Source organism: Kitasatospora sp. NPDC057518, assembly GCF_042802075.1.
Classification (GTDB): Bacteria; Actinomycetota; Actinomycetes; order Streptomycetales; family Streptomycetaceae; genus Kitasatospora.
This window is the reverse complement of the sequence record NZ_JBHVEU010000172.1, coordinates 1-16,943: the sequence shown is the minus strand read 5'-3', so window position 1 is coordinate 16,943 and position 16,943 is coordinate 1. Positions and strand designations below refer to the sequence as shown.

The 16,943-nt window shown below is 76.2% G+C and carries 18 protein-coding genes; 14 read left to right on the top strand and 4 right to left on the bottom strand.

All coding sequences use genetic code 11. From position 1 onward, the window contains the following. Nucleotides 1-289: 289 nt before the first annotated feature. The gene (locus tag ACFU7Z_RS19290) at nt 290-652 is read right to left on the bottom strand and encodes a hypothetical protein (protein ID WP_380778428.1); all 363 of its coding nucleotides are present in this window, start codon (nt 650-652) and stop codon (nt 290-292) included. Between the two features lie 395 nt (nt 653-1,047). Here ACFU7Z_RS19290 and ACFU7Z_RS19285 point away from each other — a divergent pair, with 395 nt between their 5' ends. From ACFU7Z_RS19285 to ACFU7Z_RS19265, 5 genes are all read left to right on the top strand, one after another. Continuing rightward, entirely contained in the window at nt 1,048-1,434 is a 387-nt protein-coding gene (locus tag ACFU7Z_RS19285; RefSeq protein WP_049660971.1) for a VOC family protein, read from the top strand. A gap of 107 nt (nt 1,435-1,541) precedes the next feature. Continuing rightward, the gene (locus ACFU7Z_RS19280) at nt 1,542-1,859 is read left to right on the top strand and encodes a helix-turn-helix transcriptional regulator (protein ID WP_198959518.1); all 318 of its coding nucleotides are present in this window, start codon (nt 1,542-1,544) and stop codon (nt 1,857-1,859) included. A 101-nt stretch (nt 1,860-1,960) separates the two neighbouring features. Continuing rightward, nucleotides 1,961-3,208, top strand: a complete 1,248-nt coding sequence (locus tag ACFU7Z_RS19275) for an MFS transporter (RefSeq protein WP_380778426.1) — start codon at nt 1,961-1,963, stop codon at nt 3,206-3,208. 227 nt (nt 3,209-3,435) lie between these two features. Next, entirely contained in the window at nt 3,436-3,858 is a 423-nt protein-coding gene (locus ACFU7Z_RS19270; protein WP_049660792.1) for a YwqJ-related putative deaminase, read from the top strand. Continuing rightward, nucleotides 3,855-4,598, top strand: a complete 744-nt coding sequence (locus tag ACFU7Z_RS19265) for an SUKH-3 domain-containing protein (RefSeq protein WP_380778424.1) — start codon at nt 3,855-3,857, stop codon at nt 4,596-4,598. Before ACFU7Z_RS19270 ends, ACFU7Z_RS19265 begins: the two co-directional genes overlap by 4 nt. Before the next feature lie 102 nt (nt 4,599-4,700). On the opposite strand, the gene ACFU7Z_RS19260 is transcribed toward ACFU7Z_RS19265, so the two are convergent. After that, nucleotides 4,701-5,669 (bottom strand): phosphotransferase family protein, encoded by a 969-nt coding sequence (locus tag ACFU7Z_RS19260; RefSeq protein ID WP_380778422.1) that lies wholly within the window; start codon nt 5,667-5,669, stop codon nt 4,701-4,703. A gap of 183 nt (nt 5,670-5,852) precedes the next feature. Between ACFU7Z_RS19260 and ACFU7Z_RS19255 the strand changes: the two genes are divergently transcribed. Next, nucleotides 5,853-6,848 carry a zinc-dependent alcohol dehydrogenase family protein gene (locus ACFU7Z_RS19255; RefSeq protein WP_380778420.1) on the top strand — a complete coding sequence of 332 codons (996 nt, stop codon included), beginning with the start codon at nt 5,853-5,855 and terminating at the stop codon, nt 6,846-6,848. Nucleotides 6,849-6,894: 46 nt separating this feature from the next. On the opposite strand, the gene ACFU7Z_RS19250 is transcribed toward ACFU7Z_RS19255, so the two are convergent. After that, entirely contained in the window at nt 6,895-7,248 is a 354-nt protein-coding gene (locus ACFU7Z_RS19250) for a helix-turn-helix transcriptional regulator (protein WP_049660701.1), read from the bottom strand. 547 nt (nt 7,249-7,795) lie between these two features. Next, nucleotides 7,796-8,668 carry a BTAD domain-containing putative transcriptional regulator gene (locus ACFU7Z_RS19245; protein WP_380740881.1) on the bottom strand — a complete coding sequence of 291 codons (873 nt, stop codon included), beginning with the start codon at nt 8,666-8,668 and terminating at the stop codon, nt 7,796-7,798. Nucleotides 8,669-9,153: 485 nt separating this feature from the next. Between ACFU7Z_RS19245 and ACFU7Z_RS19240 the strand changes: the two genes are divergently transcribed. From ACFU7Z_RS19240 to ACFU7Z_RS19205, 8 genes are all read left to right on the top strand, one after another. Beyond that, nucleotides 9,154-10,365: an aminotransferase class I/II-fold pyridoxal phosphate-dependent enzyme gene (locus ACFU7Z_RS19240; RefSeq protein ID WP_049659474.1), complete on the top strand. Its 1,212-nt coding sequence runs from the start codon at nt 9,154-9,156 to the stop codon at nt 10,363-10,365. A 158-nt stretch (nt 10,366-10,523) separates the two neighbouring features. After that, the gene (locus tag ACFU7Z_RS19235) at nt 10,524-11,759 is read left to right on the top strand and encodes a beta-ketoacyl synthase (RefSeq protein ID WP_049659472.1); all 1,236 of its coding nucleotides are present in this window, start codon (nt 10,524-10,526) and stop codon (nt 11,757-11,759) included. After that, complete coding sequence (locus ACFU7Z_RS19230) at nt 11,756-12,667, top strand: MaoC family dehydratase (protein ID WP_380778417.1); 912 nt, start codon at nt 11,756-11,758, stop codon at nt 12,665-12,667. The genes ACFU7Z_RS19235 and ACFU7Z_RS19230 overlap by 4 nt, the downstream gene beginning before the upstream one ends. Nucleotides 12,668-12,672: 5 nt before the next feature. Beyond that, nucleotides 12,673-14,193 carry an AMP-binding protein gene (locus ACFU7Z_RS19225; protein WP_380778415.1) on the top strand — a complete coding sequence of 507 codons (1,521 nt, stop codon included), beginning with the start codon at nt 12,673-12,675 and terminating at the stop codon, nt 14,191-14,193. Nucleotides 14,194-14,268: 75 nt separating this feature from the next. Beyond that, nucleotides 14,269-14,550 carry an acyl carrier protein gene (locus ACFU7Z_RS19220; RefSeq protein WP_049656700.1) on the top strand — a complete coding sequence of 94 codons (282 nt, stop codon included), beginning with the start codon at nt 14,269-14,271 and terminating at the stop codon, nt 14,548-14,550. Between the two features lie 5 nt (nt 14,551-14,555). Further along, the gene (locus ACFU7Z_RS19215; protein WP_380778413.1) at nt 14,556-15,584 is read left to right on the top strand and encodes a hypothetical protein; all 1,029 of its coding nucleotides are present in this window, start codon (nt 14,556-14,558) and stop codon (nt 15,582-15,584) included. Continuing rightward, complete coding sequence (gene trpA, locus ACFU7Z_RS19210; protein ID WP_380778411.1) at nt 15,577-16,491, top strand: tryptophan synthase subunit alpha; 915 nt, start codon at nt 15,577-15,579, stop codon at nt 16,489-16,491. Before ACFU7Z_RS19215 ends, trpA begins: the two co-directional genes overlap by 8 nt. Beyond that, nucleotides 16,485-16,859 carry an ectoine synthase gene (locus ACFU7Z_RS19205; protein ID WP_049656703.1) on the top strand — a complete coding sequence of 125 codons (375 nt, stop codon included), beginning with the start codon at nt 16,485-16,487 and terminating at the stop codon, nt 16,857-16,859. Before trpA ends, ACFU7Z_RS19205 begins: the two co-directional genes overlap by 7 nt. Nucleotides 16,860-16,943 lie beyond the last annotated feature (84 nt).

Genomic DNA, 16,943 nt, shown 5'->3' with positions numbered 1-16,943 from the left:
GACCGGGAGCTGCTTCGCCGTCATCGCCCCGGCCCTGGACGCCGTCGTGCGCACCCCCGCCCCCGGCGGCGCCCCCGCCACGGCCTGACTCCTGCGGCGCCGGGCGGCCCCCGGCCGCTCCGGCCCCGACGGGGGACTCGCGCGGCCGCCGTCCGCCCGGACGCTCCGGGGCACCCGGCAAGGCGCCCGCCCCGCGGTGCCCGCGGAGGGGTCCGCGGGTGCCACGGGGCGGGCGCCTGCCGGACGGGCCGTCACCGTACGGGTGCGGGCGCCGGTCCGGGCGGCCGGTTCAGTTGAAGACCACGACGTCGGTGCGCATCGGCAGCGGGCTGTTCCACCCGATGCTGATCTTGAAGGTCACCACGCCGTTGCCCGGGGCGATGCTCGAGACCTGGAAGGCCGCGGCGCCGACGAACCGGTTGCCGTTGGAGTCGATCTCGGAGGCCGTGATGACGACCGTCGAGTCGATCCCGATGACGTTCCAGGACAGCTGGAGGTTGAAGGTCCCGTTGCCCGGGCTCCACGTCCACCAGGCCCGGTTCACGGAGCCGACGTTGCCGCCGATGGCCGCGAGGCCCTCGTTCCGGCCGGCGGGCAGCGAGCTGTGCGTGATCTGCGGGACCTCGGAGGCGGAAGGTTCGACTGCGGCCATGGCGGCACTCCCTGCGCCGGGAGGGCCCCCCACGAGCCCTCCGGATACCCAGAGTGTCCGCCGTTGCGCACAGCGTCACAATCACTCGTGCGAGTGAACCACCGGCGCGCCGCCGTGCCACCCGCGCCACCACGGCCCCGGGCCGCGCGCCGCCCGGCGCGCACCGCCCGCCGCCCGCCTGTCGCCCGGCGCGCACCGCCCGCCGGCTGGCGACCCGTCAGTCCGCGGCCCGTCCCACCCCGCCCCGCGGCCCGCGCGGCTTGCCCGCGGCCGGGCGGTGGCCGACGGTGGAGTGCGAAACGCGCCGCGCGGCCCCGCCCGCCCGCGCGCACCGCCGCCCACCCGCCCGCCCGGGCCCGAACCACCCGGGCCCGAACCACCCGAGGGAGCCCCCCGTGAGGATCAACCTGGCCAGCGTCTTCGTCGACGACCAGGACAAGGCCCTGCGCTTCTACACCGACGTGCTGGGGTTCGTGAAGAAGGCCGACGTCCCGCTCGGCGACCACAGCTGGCTCACCGTCGTGTCGCCCGAACAGCCCGACGGCACCGAGCTGCTCCTGGAGCCCGACCGGCACCCCGCCGCCAGGGCCTACGTCGCGGCCCTGGCCGCCGACGGCATCCCCGCCACCTCCTTCGCCGTGGACGACGTGCACGCCGAGTACGAGCGCCTGCGCGCCCTGGGCGTGCGCTTCACCCAGGCGCCGCTGGCCATGGGGCCGGTGACCACCGCCGTCCTGGACGACACCTGCGGCAACCTCCTCCAGATCGCCCAGTACCACTGACCCCCGCCCCGCACGGCCCCCGAGGGCGCCCCGCCTTGACACCCCGGATCGTATCCAGAATATTAGATACGTCCCCGAGGGGCCGGACGGCGGAAGGAGCGTGTGCGGTGGACCTGGACCCGCTGGCCGTACACAAGGCGCTCGCCAACCCGGCGCGCGCGGACTTCCTGCGCTGGCTCAAGACGCCCGAGCGCTACTTCGACGAGCCGTACTACCGCGAGCGCGGCGTCGGCTTCCACATCGGCGTGTGCGTCACCGACATCCAGGAGCGCTCGGGGCTGTCCCAGTCGGTGGTCTCCGGCTACCTCCAGATCCTGCGCGAGGCCGGGCTGCTGGTGTCCGAGCGCGTCGGCAAGTGGACGTTCTACCGGCGCGACGAGGAGACCATCGCCGCCTTCGCCGCGTACGTGCGCGACGAACTCTGACCCCGCCCCACCCCGCTTCGGGGGGCGCCCGCCCGGCGCCCCCTTTTCTTCGACCCAAACGCATCCAACTATCTAGATTTGTGTATCCAATGGAGGCTGTCGTGCCACGCACCGCTCCCGCCCGAAACGCCCTGGCCGTCCCGGTCCTGGCACTGGGCGTGTTCGGCATCATCACCACCGAGATGGGCGTCGTCGGCGTCCTGCCCTCCCTGGCCGAACGCCTGCACGTCACCCCCGCCGCCGCCGGATGGCTGGTCGGCGCCTTCGCCCTCACCGTCGCCGCCACCGGCCCCGTCGGCGTCCTGCTCGCCTCCCGGCTGCGCCGCAAGACCGTCCTGGCCGCGGCGCTCGCCCTCTTCGCCGTCTCCAACGCCGTCTACGCGCTCGGCCACTCCTTCCCGCTCGTCCTGGCGTTCCGGATCCTGCCCGCGCTGCTCCACCCCGTCTTCTTCGCCCTCGCCCTGACCGCCGCCACCCGCCTGGCCGCGCCCGGCAAGGCCGCCCGCGCCGCCACCACCGTCTTCGCCGGCGTCAGCGCCGGCTTCGCGTTCGGCGTGCCCGTCACCTCCTACCTCGCCGAGCACATCTCCCTGCCCGCCGCGTTCTGGGCCGCCGGCGCCGTCAACCTCCTCGCCTGCGCCGGCGTCCTCGCCTTCTTCCCCGACCTGCCCGACACCGCGCCGCCCACCTACGCCGGACAGCTGGGCATCCTGCGCCGGCCCCGGCTGTGGCTGGCCGTCGCCGCCGTCACCCTGGTGTTCGCCGCGATGTTCAGCGGCTACGGCTACATCGCCGAGTACCTGGGACGCGTCACCGGCCTCGCCCCCTCCCTCACCGGCCCCGTCCTGATGGCCTTCGGCGTCGTCATGACCGCCGGCAACATCCTCTTCGGCCGCCTGCTGGAACGCGGCCTCGTACGCACCGTCACCGCCTACCCGCTCCTCTACCTCGCCCTCTACCTCCTGGTCGACGCCGCCGGCCCCCACCCCCTGCCCATGCTCGCCGCCGTCCTGCTCTGGGGCGCCGTCCACTCCGGCGGCCTCGCCGTCGCCCAGGCCTGGCTCGCCCGCGACGCCACCGACGCCCCCGAGTTCGGCAACAGCCTCTTCATCTCCTTCTCCAACCTCGGCATCACCCTGGGCACCACCCTCGGCGGAGCCGTCGTCACCACCGCCGGCCCCCGCCACCTGCCCCTGGCCGGCGCCGCCCTCGCCGCCGCCGCCCTGGCCGCCGTCCTCCTGCGCCGCCGCCTGGACCCGCCCCGGCAGCCCGACCAGCCGCAGCCCGACCAGCAGTCGCGGCACGACGAGCCGCGGCACGAGGAGCCCCGGCCCGCCCCGGCCCCCTGACCGGCCCCGCCGGCCCGCGCCCCCTGCCCCGCCCCGGGCAGGGGGCGCACCCGCCCGCCGGCCCCCGACCCCCGGCCGTACCCGCACCGCCCGCGCGGCCCGCACGCGGGAACCCCGGCGGCCCGCCGCGGACCACCGCTACCGTGTCACCGGCCCCCGCCACCGGCCGTCGCGGCGCTCCCGCGCGCCGCACCCGGCCACGACACGAGACGAGTTGATGCCGCACCATGTCCGACGACGACATACCGCCGGGCGTCGGCGCCGCACTGCTGCGCCCCGGGGCCGAGGCGGTGACGGCGACCAGCACGCACACCGCCACGACGGACGCGCACCCGGCCGTGCGGAGCCTGCTGGACCGGACCGCGCCCGCGATGCGCTCGCTGTTCCACGGGCGCTGCCCGGAGGTCGTCCTGCTGTCGCGGGTCGCCGCCGAGGCGCGGGCGGCGCTCGTCGCCGAAGGCGTCCACGACCCCGGGCACGACCGGGTCATCGAGCGCATGGGCCTGCTGCTGTCCGGGGCGGTGATCGCGGGCATCCTGCTGCGCGAGCCAGGCGATCCGGCGCACGAGCGCCCGATCCCGCCCTGCTCGTCGTGCGCACCCGCGCTCGACGCGCTCGGCGTGCGGGTCGTGGAGGTGCCCGCGCTGTGACGTCCCGTTTCCCCGCCCCCGTCCTCCACGCCCTGACCGCGGCCGGCTGGTACGAGGGCGTCCGCCTGCCCGAGCGCGAACTGCGGGCCCGGCTGCGCTCGTGGGGGGACCCGGCCGCGTACGTCCCGGCCCCCGTGATGGCCGTGCTGCGGGAGTTCGGCGGCATGACCGTCCACCAGTACGGGCCGGGTGCGGACATGTCCCGGATGCCGTTTCGGATCGATCCCGGGGTCGGGCTCCACGCGGACCGGAGCCTGCGCGCCTACGGCGCGAGGTACGGCCCGGACCTGGTGCCCGTCGGGGAGTACGACCTGGGACGCGGGCGGCTCGCGATGGACGCCGAGGGCGCCGTCCACCTGTTCTGGGGCGACCTGTGGAAGGTCGCCGACTCCTTCGACGGCGCCCTGGTCGCCCTGGTCGAGGGCCGGCGCCCGAGGCGCCTCGACCCGGCCGCGCCGGCCCCGCTTCCCCCCGGCGAACCGGCGGACGAGGCCAGGGCCCGCGACCTGGCCCGCCACCGCGCCGTCCGGGGCGGCCCCCTCGGCGCGGTGGACGTCGTGCTCCGGGAGTTCGAGCTCGGCTGGCCGGCCTTCCCGGTCTTCGCCGACCCGGACCCGCTCGCGAACGTGGGCGCGGGCTGCCTGGTCGTGGACCGCCGCAACGGCCTCGTCACGCAGATGCCCGCCCTGCCCGCCGACCGCGTCCTGGACATGTACCGCGCGTGGTACCCGGCCCGCTGACGCGCCGGCGGCACGTCCCGCCGCCCGCGTCGCGGCGGCACCGCGGCACCCGCCCGGGCACCCCGCGCCCCGGACCCCGGGGTGTCCGGGGCGCGGGCGGGTTCAGGCGTAGCGGTCGAACAGGGCCTGCAGGTAGTCCTCCAGGCGTCCCGTCAGCACGGCGGGCGTCAGGTCGGCGCGTCCCAGCTCGCGCCAGGGCTCGGCGACCTTCCGGGCGTCCGGGGCGAAGGCGAGGGCGTCCAGCAGCCGCCAGTACAGGTGGTCGCGGCCGCCGGCGAGGGTGCGGCCGCCGGCGGCGGTGTAGCGGTCGGCGAAGGCCAGGCCCGCCTCGGGGCCGTGCAGCAGGGCCAGGGCGGTGGAGCAGTGGGCGACGTCCAGGTCGGCCGGCCCCCAGGACGTCTCCACCCAGTCGACGACCCCGCTGACGGCCAGGTCGGCGCCCGCGCCGGTGAACAGCACGTTGCCGGGGTGGAAGTCGCGGTGCAGGAAGCAGGAGCGGTGCGCGGGCACCGCGCCGCCGATCACCTCCACCGCCCGCCGCCACAGCCCGGCGCGGGCGGTGCCCCCGGGCACCTCCACGCGCTCGGGGGCCGTCCACGCCTGCCAGGCGCGCGGCCGGTCGCCCTCGGCGACGTCGAGGGCGTGCACGGCGGCCAGCTGCGCGGCCAGCAGGCCCGCGCGCCGCCCCGCCTCCCCGTCCTCGGCCACCCGCACGGTGCCGGGCAGGTGCGTCATCAGCAGCGACGGGTGCTCGCACACCGCCCCCGACCCGTCCACCGCGCGCAGGCGCGCCGCCGGGACGCCGCCGCCCTCCAGCAGGCGCAGCACCGCCGCCTCGCGGGCCAGCAGCCCCGGGGCGTGGCGGCGGTAGAACGGCTTGACGAAGGAGCGCAGCACCAGCGCGTACGGGCCCGCGCCACCCGGGCGCTCCACGTCCACGCGGCGCATCCGCGAGGTCCACCCGCCGGTGAGCGCGCTCACCGCCGTGACGCGCTCACCGGGCGCGAGGAGCCCCTCCACCCACCGGCGCGTGCCGTCCCACCCCTGGCCCCAGTCCCCACCGTCGATCATGGACGGCAAGCCTACGCCCCACCCCCGCCCGACCCGCCCCGAGCAGGCCTGACGAAGAGTCAACTCCCGTACAACCACGGACAGAAGCCCCCTATTCCGACAGGCGTCGAAGTTTGACAGGCGGGGCGCGCCCGGGGTTGGCTGGACGCCGATCCGCACCGCACCCAGGGGGAGGGGCCCGCCATGCCCAGGACCGTCGTCTTCGAGACCACCGGAGGACCGGAGGTACTGGCCGTACGCGAGCGCGCCCTGCCCGAACCCGGGCCCGGCGAACTGCGCCTGCGCGTGGCCGCGATCGGCCTCAACCGCGCCGAGGCCCTCTTCCGCGCCGGCACCTACCTGGAGCGGCCGCGCCTGCCCGCCACCCTCGGCTACGAGGCCAGCGGCACCGTGGAGGCCGTCGGCGAGGGCGTCACCGCCTTCACGCCCGGCGACCTCGTCGACACCGTGCCCGCGTTCTCCCAGAACGACTACGGCGTCTACGGCACCCACGTCCTGGTCCCCGCCCGCGCCGCCGTCCCCCACCCCGCCGGCCTCACCCCCGCCCAGGGCGCCGCCGTGTGGATGCCCTACCTCACCGCCTACGGCGCCCTCGCCGAGGACGGCCACCTGCGCCCCGGCGACCACGTGCTGATCACCGCCGCCGCCTCCGGCGTGGGCCTGGCCGCCATCCGCACCGCCCGCCGCCTGGGCGCCCACCCGATCGCCACCACCCGCACCCGCGCCAAGGCCCGGCACCTGCTGGACGCCGGCGCCGCCGAGGTCGTCGTCACCGGCGAGGACGACCTCCTCGCCCGCGTCGACGCGGCCACCGGCGGATCCGGCGTGCGCACCGTCCTCGACCCCGTCGCCGGACCCGGCGTCCTGACCCTCGCCCGCACCCTGGCCCCCGGCGGACGCCTGACCGTCTACGGCCGCCTCGACCCCCGCGACACCCCGATGCCCGGCCAGGACACCTTCGCCCCCGTCACCAGCCGCTTCTTCTCCATGCACGAGGTCACCCGGGACGACGAACGCCTGCGCCGCGCCCACGCGTTCGTCACCGCCGGCCTGGCCGACGGCTCCTTCACCCCCGCCGTCGACCGCGTCTTCGAAGGCCTCGACACCGTCGCCGAGGCCCACCGCTACCTGGAGGCCGGCACCCAGATCGGCAAGATCGTCCTGACCGTCGGCGACTGAACCACCACCGGAGGCCGAACCGCCCCCGCCGGGGGCCGGCGGGCCCTCAGGCCCCCGGGGCCCGGCGGGCCTCCGCGTCGGCGGCGGCCACCACCGCCGCCAGCAGCCCCGGGAACCGCCGCTCCAACTCCTCGCTGCGCAGCGCGTTCATCTTGGTGGTGCCCACGTAGTACTGGCGCAGCAGCCCCGCCTCGCGCAGCACGCTGAAGTGGTGGCTGGAGGTCGAACGCCCCACCGGCAGGTCGAAGGAACCGCAGCTGAGATCGGCTCCCGAGTGCGCGAGCGTGCGCACCACCGTCCTGCGGGCCGGATCAGCGAGCGCCTCCAGCACCTGCTGGACGCTCACGTCCTCCACACCAGGGTGCACGATCACCCGCGCCGCCACGCGTGCCCGCCCCACACCCACCACCCCTTCCCAACACTCGACCCCCGTCTGTCCGACAGTCAAAAACCGCGCCGTGTGCGCGACTTCACGAGCACGACGCTACCAGGGACGATCGCCCGGCCCCCGGCCTCCGCCCCCGGGAGGCGCGCCGGACCCCCGGACCGCCCCCGCGCCCCACCCGCCGCCCACACCCACCGCAACACCCGCGCAACACGCCCCGCCGCCCGGCACGGGGGCCGGCCGCGGGCCGCGCGGGAGCGCCGGGCACGACGGCGCGCGGCCGAGGACGGCCGGGAAAGAGGGGATGCGCGGCGCGGCACGGAGGGGAAAAGAGGAGGTGCGTCGTGGCGGGCGGCACGGGGGAGAGGCCCCGCAAAGGGCCGCCGAGGACGACCGGGGACCGCCGAAGGCCGCCGGGCGCGGCGGCGCGCGGCCGAGGACGGCCGGAAGGAGAGGGCCCGCGGAGGCAGGCGGCGCGCCCCGCCGGACCGGGGACCGGCGGGGCACGCCGCAGCGGCACAACGGCAGCGGCAGGCGCGGGCGCAGGCGCGGGGCCCCGGGCTCAGGCCGCGCGCACCGGCGCCGGCGCCGCCCGGGCCAGACGGGTCAGCGCCAGCGGCTCGAAGATCCCCATCAGCACCGGGTCCACCGCCCGCACCGCCGCCGGCGCCGGCGCCGCCGGCACGGGGGAGCGCAGCATCGCCAGGTAGAGCTCCTGGGTCTCGGCGGCCGGGTCGATGCCCAGCTCCTCGGCCAGCACCTGACGCAGCTGCTGGTAGCAGCGCAGCGCCTCCGCCCGGTTGCCGGAGGCGGCCAGCGCCTCCATCCGGCAGCGGTAGGCGCTCTCCCGGAACGGCGCCCGGCGCACCGCCTCGTCCGCCCAGCGCAGCGCGTGGTGCTCCTCGCCCAGCGCCGACGCCGCCAGGCTCGCGGTCTCCAACGCGCTGATGCGCAGCTCCTCCACGTGCTCGCGCACCCCCTGCGCCCACTCGCCCTCGTGGTCGGGCAGGAACGCCCCGCGCAGGTTCGCCAGCGCCCCCGCGGCCAGCTGCTGCGCCACCGCGTGGCCGCCCGAGGCCAGCGCCTCGCCGGCCTCGCCGACCGCCGAGGCCGCCGCCTCCAGGTCCACCGCCGCGTCCGCGGGCAGCCGCAGCACGTACCGCCCGCCCTGGGAGATCAGCGGGGTCGCACCGGGCCCCTGCCCCGGATCGGTGACGAACGCCCGCACCCGGCTCACCACGCTGCGCAGCGCGGAGGCCCAGGTGTCGGGCAGGCCGTCGGGCCAGATGGTGTCGGCCAGCTGGTCGCGGCTGGTGCCGCTGGAGCGCTCCAGCACCAGGCGGGCGAACGCCACCTGGGCCTGGGCGCTGGACAGGTGCTGCGGGGCGCCGTCCTCGTGCTCGACGGCCACCAGACCGGTCAGGCGGATCAGCATGCGCGGGCCCCCGATCTACCGGACGGACCGTCTTCCCTGAAGCCTTTCAACACGAGCTCCAACCCCCTCGAGCCAAAGCGGAAGTGACGGCCCGTTCCGGCCGTCGGCGTGGGAAATTGCGGATCGGAACAATAAACCGCCGACCAGCCGTTCGGTTTCGGCGGATTTCGACCATACATTCGCCGCATCGCGCGGTGTCAACACCGGTTGCGGAAACATACCCACCGGCCGGTCAATGCGTCGTGGACGCAAGGTTTCCGCACGTCAGAGCGTTCCCGCAGGCCAGGAAAGCGCCTATTGCGGACGCCTTGCGCATCCTGCCGTAGAAATGTAGCCATCCTTGAGCACCCCGCGTGAAGGCTTCGAGAAACACCCCGAGCCGCGAAAAGCCCCGAACAACCGCGAAACAGCCGCACGCAACCGCGAAACAGCCGCGAACAACCGTGAAAAGCCGTGAACACCGTGACGCCGTGAAGGAGAAACCCGTGAACGCCACCGGAGCATGGGACCGCCTGGAGCCGAAGCTCGCCGCAACGAACGCCCGCGTGGCCGCACTGGAGTCCGACCCCTCCCGGCGCAACAGCTTCGTCGCCTACACCATGGAACGCGACAGCGCCTACTGCGACCTCGACGGCGAGCGCCTGCTCATGATGTCCGGCTACAGCTACCTCGGCCTGGCCGGCGACGAACGCGTCGTGGCCGCCGCCAAGGCCGCCGTCGACGTCTACGGCACCGGCAACCACGGCGTGCGCGCCCTGGCCGGCACCATCCCCCTGCACGAGGAACTCGAAGCCGAGGTCGCCCGCTTCGCCGGCCGCGAACGCGCCCTGGTCTTCGGCTCCGGCTACGCCGCCAACGTCGGCACCGTCGGCGCCCTCGTCGGCCAGGGCGACACCGTCCTGATCGACAAGTACGACCACGCCTCCATCGTCGACGGCTGCCGCCTGTCGGGTGCCACCGTCACCCGCTTCCGCCACAACGACGTCGACCACCTCGAGCGCCGCCTCAAGGCCGCCGCCCCCACCGGCGTGCGCCTGGTCATCGTCGACAGCGTCTACTCCATGGACGGCGACATCGCCCCGCTGCCCGAACTGCGCGAGGTCTGCGACCGCTACGACGCCCTCCTCATGGTCGACGAGGCCCACGCCCTGGGCGTCATCGGCAAGACCGGCGGCGGCATCGAGGAGCACTTCGACCACAAGGTCCGCGTCGACGTCAAACTCGGCACCCTCTCCAAGGCCATCCCCTCCATGGGCGGCTGGATCGCCGGCAGCCACGACCTCATCGGCCACCTGCGCTACGCCGCCCGCCCGTTCCTGTTCTCCGCCGCCCTCGGCCCCGCCCAGACCGGCGCCGCCCTGGAGTCCCTGCGCATCCTGCGCCGCGAACCCGAGCGCGTCACCCACACCCAGACCCAGGCCCAGCGCCTGCGCACCCGCCTCAACGACGCCGGCATCTCCACCATGGACTCCACCACCGCCGTCCTGCCCGTCATCGCCGGCAGCGACGACGCCGCCTACGACTACGCCACCGCCTGCCGCAAGGCCGGCGTCATCGGCCTGCCCGTCGTCACCCCCGCCGTGCCCAACGACCTCGCCCGGCTGCGCATCGCCGTCACCGCCCGCCACACCGCCGCCGACATCGACTTCGCCGCCGAGGCGTTCCTGACCGCCGCCGCCCAGACCGGCCTGATCTGACCCGCCCGGCCCGACCGATCCGGCCCGCCCCGCCCGCCTGATCCGGCCTGCCCGGCCGGACCGGCCCGCCTGATCCGACCGGCCGGCCCAGACCGGCCCGCCCCGCCCCCGCTGCCACCGCCGGGCCGCCCGCGCGACCGCGCTAAGGAGACGAAGCCATGGCCCCCCACCACCGGCCGCCGATCGCCGTCACCGGCCTCGGCGTGGTCAGCCCCGCCGGCCACACCGTCGAGGACCTCTGGCGCACTGTCGCCTCCGGGCGCTCCACCGCCACCGCCCTCACCGACCCCGCCCTGGCCCGCCACCGGGTGCGCCTGGGCTGCAAGGTCACCGACCTGCCCGACAACGACCTCGTCCCCGCCAAGGACGCCCGCCGCCTGGACCCGTTCGCCCACTACGGCACCCTCGCCGCACTCGCCGCCCACGCCGACGCCGGACGCCCCGAACCCGAACCCGGGCGCAGCGCCATCGTGGTGGGCACCGCCGTGGGCGGACGCACCACCAGCGACCGCGAGTCCGCGCTGTACACCGAGCACGGGCCGCTGCGGGTCTCCCCGCTGATGCCGCTGGTCACCATGCCCAACGCGGCCGCCGCCCAGATCGCGATGCGCCTGCACTGGAACGGGCCGGCCCTGACGATCGCCACCACCTGCGCCTCCGGTGCGGACGCGATCGGCCACGGCGCCCTGCTGCTGGAGACCGGGCGCGCCGACGTGGTGATCGCCGGCGGCTGCGAGGCCACCCTCACCCCCGTCACCCTGGCCGCGTTCGGCAACCTCGGCGCGCACTCCCTGCGCAACGACGAACCCCGGCGCGCCTCACGGCCCTTCGACACCGACCGCGACGGCTTCGTGATGGGCGAGGGCGCCGGCTTCCTCGTCCTGGAACGCCTGGACGACGCCCGGGCCCGCGGCCGCACCCCGTACGCGCTGCTCGCCGGGTACGGCGCGAGCGCGGACGCCTACCACCTGTCCAACCCGCGCCCCGACGGCGCCGGCGCGGTGGCCGCGATGCGCGCCGCCCTCGCCGACGCGGCCCTCGCGCCCGGCGACATCGCCCACGTCAACGCCCACGGCACCTCCACCGTGCACAACGACCGGGCCGAGGCCGCCGCCCTGCGCGCCGTGTTCGGCCCCCACGGCGTGCCGGTCACCTCCACCAAGGGCGCCATCGGCCACCTGATCGGCGCCGCCGGCGCCGTCGAGCTGATCGCCGCCATCGAGGCCATGAACGCCCGCACCGTCCCTCCCACCGCCAACCACGAGAAGACCGAAGAGGGCCTGGACCTCGACGTCGTGCACACCGCGCCGCGCCCGGTGCGCGCCGGCGCGGCCCTGTCCAACTCGTTCGGCTTCGGCGGCCACAACACGACCCTGGTGGTGACCCCGCTATGACCGCACCCACGACCACACCCGCCGCACCCGCCGCACAAGCCGCCCCCGCCGGACAGGCCGCACCCGCTGCTCCCGCCGTGACCGCGCCCGCCGGGCCGGTGTCGCGCACCCGCCTGCACGTCACCGACCGGGACCTGGCCGCCTACCGGGCCGCGGCCCGCGCCCGCCTGGGCGCCCCCGCCCGCGCCGGGGCCGGCCCCGCGCACCCCTTCGTCGCCGCCCACGCCCTCGCCCAGCACACCGTCGGCGCGCTGACCGCCGGCGACCACGGGTTCACCGGCGTGGTCCACCTCGCCCAGGAGATCCGCACCCACGCCCCGCTCACGGCGGGGGACGTCGACGTCGCCGTCGAGGTCGCCGCCGTGCGCCGCGAGGCCCGCGGCACCCGCCTGGCCCTGACCACCCGCCTCACCGACGCGGCCACCGGCGCCCCGCTCGCCGACCTCGCCACCGCCGCGCTCCTGCTGGGCGCCACCGGCACCGAGCCGTACGGCGCCCTGCCGCCAGCCGCCCACCCCGGCTCCGTGCCCGACGGCCCGCCCCTGGTCCTCACCCACGTGCTGGACGCCGGCGACACCCGCGCCTACGCCCACGCCTCCGGCGACCTCAACCCCATCCACCTCGACGACGACGCCGCCCGCGCGGCCGGCTTCCCCGGCGTCATCGCCCACGGCATGCACCTCGTCGCCCTGGCCGCCGAGGAGATCACCGACCGCCACGCCGGCGGCGACCCCGCCCGCGTCACCGCGCTCGGCGCCCGCTTCGCCGCCCCCACCCGCCCCGGCACCGAACTGCGCCTGACCCTCCAGCCCCACGACCGGGGCACCGTGGTGCGCTTCACCATCGCCACCGAGGCCGGCACCGCCGTCAAGGCCGGCTGGGCGCGCATCGCACCGGCGGGGGAGTGAACGCCATGACCACCACCCCCACCACGGCCCCGTTCGGCCGCCCCGTCCAGGACACCGCGCTGCCGCCGCTCGCCCTGCCCGACGCGTTCACCGCCCACGCCCGCACCCGCCCCGACGCCCCCGCCCTGCTCTGGCACGACCAGAGCGTCAGCTACCGGGAGCTCGCGCAGGCCGCCGACGCCGAACGCGCCCGCCTGAACGCCCTCGACCTGGCACCGGGCGAACCGGTGGGCCTGTACGCCGTCAAGTCACCCGCCGCGGTCGCCCTGGTGCTGGCCTGCCTGATGGAGCGCCGCCCCTTCCTGCTGCCCTCCCCGCAGCTCGCCCCCGCCCTGCTGGCCGCCCTCTTCGCCCAGGCCGGCGCGCGGCGCCTGCTCGCCCCCCTGGGCCAGGACGCCCCCCGGCTGCCCGCCCTGCCCCACCCCGCCCCGGTGCCCACCCTCGCGGCCGGCACCTCCTTCATGCTCACCACCTCCGGCTCCACCGACCTGCCCAAGATCGTCCCCCTCGCGCAGGGCGCCGTCGACCGCTTCACCGCCTGGGCCCACGACACCTTCGACCTCGGCCCCGGCCGCACCGTCGCCAACTACGCGCCCCTCAACTTCGACCTCGCCCTGCTCGACGTGTGGGCCACCCTCGCCGCCGGCGGCACCTGCCTGCTCATCGACCCCGCCCACGCCCTCAACGCCCGCCACCTGCTCGCCCAGCTCATCCGCCACCGCCCCCACGTCCTGCAGGCCGTCCCCCTCGCCTACGCCCTGCTCGTCCAGGCCGCCGGAACCGCCCACGTCCTGGACAGCGTCGAACACGCCGCGTTCACCGGCGACGCCATCGACGCCCGCACCCTCGCCGCCCTGCCCGCCCTGCTGCCCGGCGCCGAGCTGTACAACATCTACGGCTGCACCGAGACCAACGACAGCTTCCTGCACCGCCTGGACCGCCTGGACGCCGCCGCCGCCCTGCCCGTGCCCATCGGCACCCCGCTGCCCGGCGTGCGCACCCTGGTCGCCACCGCCGACGGCACCCCCCTGGACGGCCCCGGCAGCGGCGAACTCTACGTCTCCACCCCCTTCCAGGCCGCCGGCTACCTCGACCGCTCCCGCGACACCGGACGCTTCACCACCCAGCCCGAAGGCGCCGGCGAAGGCCGCCGCTGGTTCCGCACCGGCGACCTCGTCACCCGCGACGAGGCCGGACGCGTCCACCTCACCGGCCGCGCCGACTTCCAGGTCAAGGTCCGCGGCGTCGCCGTCAACACCGCCGAGATCGAACGCGTCCTGCTCGCCCACCCCGACGTGCGCGAAGCCGCCGTCGCCGCCGCCAGCGACCCGCTCACCGGCAAACGCCTGCACGCCGCCGTCCAGCGCACCCCCGGCTCCACCCTCAACAGCCTCGTCCTGCGCGAGCACCTGGCCCGCAACCTGCCACGCGCCGCCGTCCCCGAGAAGCTCGCCATCCACGACGCCCCCCTGCCCAAGACCGCCACCGGCAAGGTCGACCGCAAGGCCGTCCTGCCCGCCCCGTAACACCCCGCACCACCCGCACCGCCACCCAACCCAACCCAGCGGCCACCAGGCCACCGACGCAAGGGAGTTGCCGACATGAGCAACATCGCCCAGATCAAGCGGTTCCTCATCGACGAGTTCCTGCCCGACATCACCCCCGACCAGCTCGCCGACGACCACGACCTGCTCTCCGACGGCGTCATCGACAGCCTCGGCGTCCTCAAACTCATCGCCTGGGTCGAGGACCACTTCACCCTCCCCGTCGACGACACCGACCTCGACCCCAACAACTTCCGCTCCGTCGCCGCCATCGACGCCTTCATCACCGAACGCCGCACCACCGCCGCCACCGCGGCCGGCGTCACCGTGGGCGGCTGACAGCCATGCACCAGGCCCTCACCGCGCTCCTCGCCGCCCGCCCCGTCGACCTGGCGGCCTGGCGCTCGTGGTGGGACCAGCTCGAACACCGCACCCTGGGCCCGGCCGACAGCGACCGGGCCCAGGCAGCGGCCCTGCTGGCCGCCCTCACCACCCGCCTGCCCGACCCCGACACCCTCACCGCCCTGCACACCTCGCTCACCGAACGCACCCCCGACCCCGGCCCCGCCCACCCCGGCAGCGTCAACATCGTCGGCACCGGCGGCGGACCCGCCACCTTCAACCTCTCCACCGCCGCCGCCCTCACCGCCGCCGCCATCGGCATCCCCGTCGTCAAGACCGGCTCCCGCGCCTACACCAGCGCCGCCGGCTCCGTCGACCTCCTCGAACGCCTCGGCATCACCCTCACCTCCAGCCACACCGCCACCGCCGACCACCTCGCCCGCCACAACATCGCCTTCGCCGGCCCCCACGTCTACCCGCCCGCCCTCACCCGCCTCGCCCGCACCCTCTACCCGCTCACCCTCAAACCCTTCGGCGCGTTCCTCAACACCCTCGGCCCCCTGCTCGCCACCGTCCCCGTCACCGCCCAGCTCACCGGCACCGCCACCCCCACCGCCCTCGCCGCCCAGCGCCCCCAGGCCGCCAACACCACCACCCGCACCGTGTGGCTCGCCCACAACAGCGCCGGCGCCGACGAACTCCTGCCCTTCGCCGACAACACCCTCCACACCCCCGACGGCGACATCCACCTGCCCGCCGGCGCCGTCGCCCCCGCCGAAGGCACCCTCGCCGACCTCGCCCCCCACCCCCACGACCTCACCGGCCACTTCCTACGCGCCCTCGCCGGCCGCGCCGGAACCACCGCCACCCACACCATCGCCCTCAACGCCGCCGCCCTCGCCCTCGCCTCCGGCCGCCACACCCGCTGGCACACCGCCTACACCACCGCCCTGGACGCCCTCGCCGACGGCGCCCCCCACGCCCTGGCCACGCGCCTGGCCACCCGCCCCAGGGAGACCGCCGGTGTCTGACCCCCTCTTCCCCCGCGACGACCTGGGCCTGGCGCTCTTCCTCAACGCCGGCGACCCCGCCGGCCGCCTCACCGACCTCGCGCTCATGCTCGACGACCAGCGCGTCGACGTCCTCGAACTCGCCGTCCCCTTCCCCGACTCGCCCACCGACGGCCCCGTCATCCGCCGCTCCGCCACCCGCGCCCTGGCGGCCGGCACCACCCTGGACACCGTCCTCGCCGAACTCGCCGACCTCACCCCCCGCCTGACCCACCTCAAGGTCGCCCTGCTCGCCGACTGGAGCCACAGCCTGCGCCACCGCGACCCCACCGCCACCGCCACCGCCATCCGCGACGCCGGAGCCCGCGCCCTGCTCGTCCACGCCCTGCCCCCGCGCCTGCGCCCCGCCTGGCAGCACGCCCTGCACCACACCGGCCTGCCCCAGGTCACCACCTGCTACCCCGCCTCCACCCCCGAGGTCCTCACCGCCGCCGCCCACGGCGCCACCGACGCCTACGTCTACCTCGTCGCCCACTACGGCCGCTCCGGCACCACCCCCGCACACGGCCACCGCGCCCTCGCCGACACCGTCACCGCGCTGCGCACCGCCGCCCCCGCGACCCCCGTCGCCGTCGGCTTCGGCGTCAAGGCCGCCGCCGACCTGGCCGCCGTCGCCGCCGCCGGAGCCGACGCCGCGATCGTCGGCTCCGCCGCCGTCGCCCGCGTCGAGCACGCGCTGACCGAACGCCTCGACCCCGTGGCGGAGTTGCGCGCCTACCTCACCGACCTCCGCCCCCGCCCCGCCCTCCCGGAGCGGCCCGGCGGACCCCGCACCACCCCCCGCACCACCGGCACCACCCCCGGCACCACCGGCACCCGCACCACCCCCGCCGGCACCACGACCCGAGAGGAACAACCCGCATGCTGATCCGCGACCTGGCCGACGTGAAGACCGTCGAGTGGGGCAACGGCCTGTCCCGCCGCTTCCTGGTGGAGAGCGACGGCCTCGGCTACAGCCTCACCGACACCGTCGTCAACGCCGGCACCAAGTCCCGCCTGGAGTACCGCAACCACCTCGAGGCCTGCTACTGCATCGCCGGCTCCGGCGAGGTCATCGACATGGACGGCACCTCCCACCCCATCACCCCCGGACGCCTCTACGCCCTCGACGAGCACGACGCCCACTACCTCGTCGCCAGCCCCGAGGAGGACCTGCGCCTGGTGTGCGTCTTCTCCCCGGCCCTGCGCGGCGACGAGGTCCACCAGCTCGACGCCCACTCCTCCTCCGCCTACTAGAGGCACCAGAGGCACCCCGCGCCCCCACCGGGGCCCGTCGCCCCCGCACCCCCGGGGGCCCGGGCCCCCGGGACGGGCCCCAGG

What these genes read in the sequence shown, in the direction of transcription:
- ACFU7Z_RS19255 (WP_380778420.1), top strand. Translation starts at nt 5,853, where the DNA reads ATGCCCAGGACCGTCGTCTTCGAGACCACCGGAGGACCGGAGGTACTG.
- ACFU7Z_RS19215 (WP_380778413.1), top strand. Translation starts at nt 14,556, where the DNA reads ATGCACCAGGCCCTCACCGCGCTCCTCGCCGCCCGCCCCGTCGACCTG.
- ACFU7Z_RS19270 (WP_049660792.1), top strand. Translation starts at nt 3,436, where the DNA reads ATGTCCGACGACGACATACCGCCGGGCGTCGGCGCCGCACTGCTGCGC.
- ACFU7Z_RS19290 (WP_380778428.1), bottom strand. Translation starts at nt 652, where the DNA reads ATGGCCGCAGTCGAACCTTCCGCCTCCGAGGTCCCGCAGATCACGCAC.
- ACFU7Z_RS19235 (WP_049659472.1), top strand. Translation starts at nt 10,524, where the DNA reads ATGGCCCCCCACCACCGGCCGCCGATCGCCGTCACCGGCCTCGGCGTG.
- ACFU7Z_RS19225 (WP_380778415.1), top strand. Translation starts at nt 12,673, where the DNA reads ATGACCACCACCCCCACCACGGCCCCGTTCGGCCGCCCCGTCCAGGAC.
- ACFU7Z_RS19260 (WP_380778422.1), bottom strand. Translation starts at nt 5,669, where the DNA reads ATGATCGACGGTGGGGACTGGGGCCAGGGGTGGGACGGCACGCGCCGG.
- ACFU7Z_RS19230 (WP_380778417.1), top strand. Translation starts at nt 11,756, where the DNA reads ATGACCGCACCCACGACCACACCCGCCGCACCCGCCGCACAAGCCGCC.
- ACFU7Z_RS19220 (WP_049656700.1), top strand. Translation starts at nt 14,269, where the DNA reads ATGAGCAACATCGCCCAGATCAAGCGGTTCCTCATCGACGAGTTCCTG.
- ACFU7Z_RS19245 (WP_380740881.1), bottom strand. Translation starts at nt 8,668, where the DNA reads ATGCTGATCCGCCTGACCGGTCTGGTGGCCGTCGAGCACGAGGACGGC.
- ACFU7Z_RS19205 (WP_049656703.1), top strand. Translation starts at nt 16,485, where the DNA reads ATGCTGATCCGCGACCTGGCCGACGTGAAGACCGTCGAGTGGGGCAAC.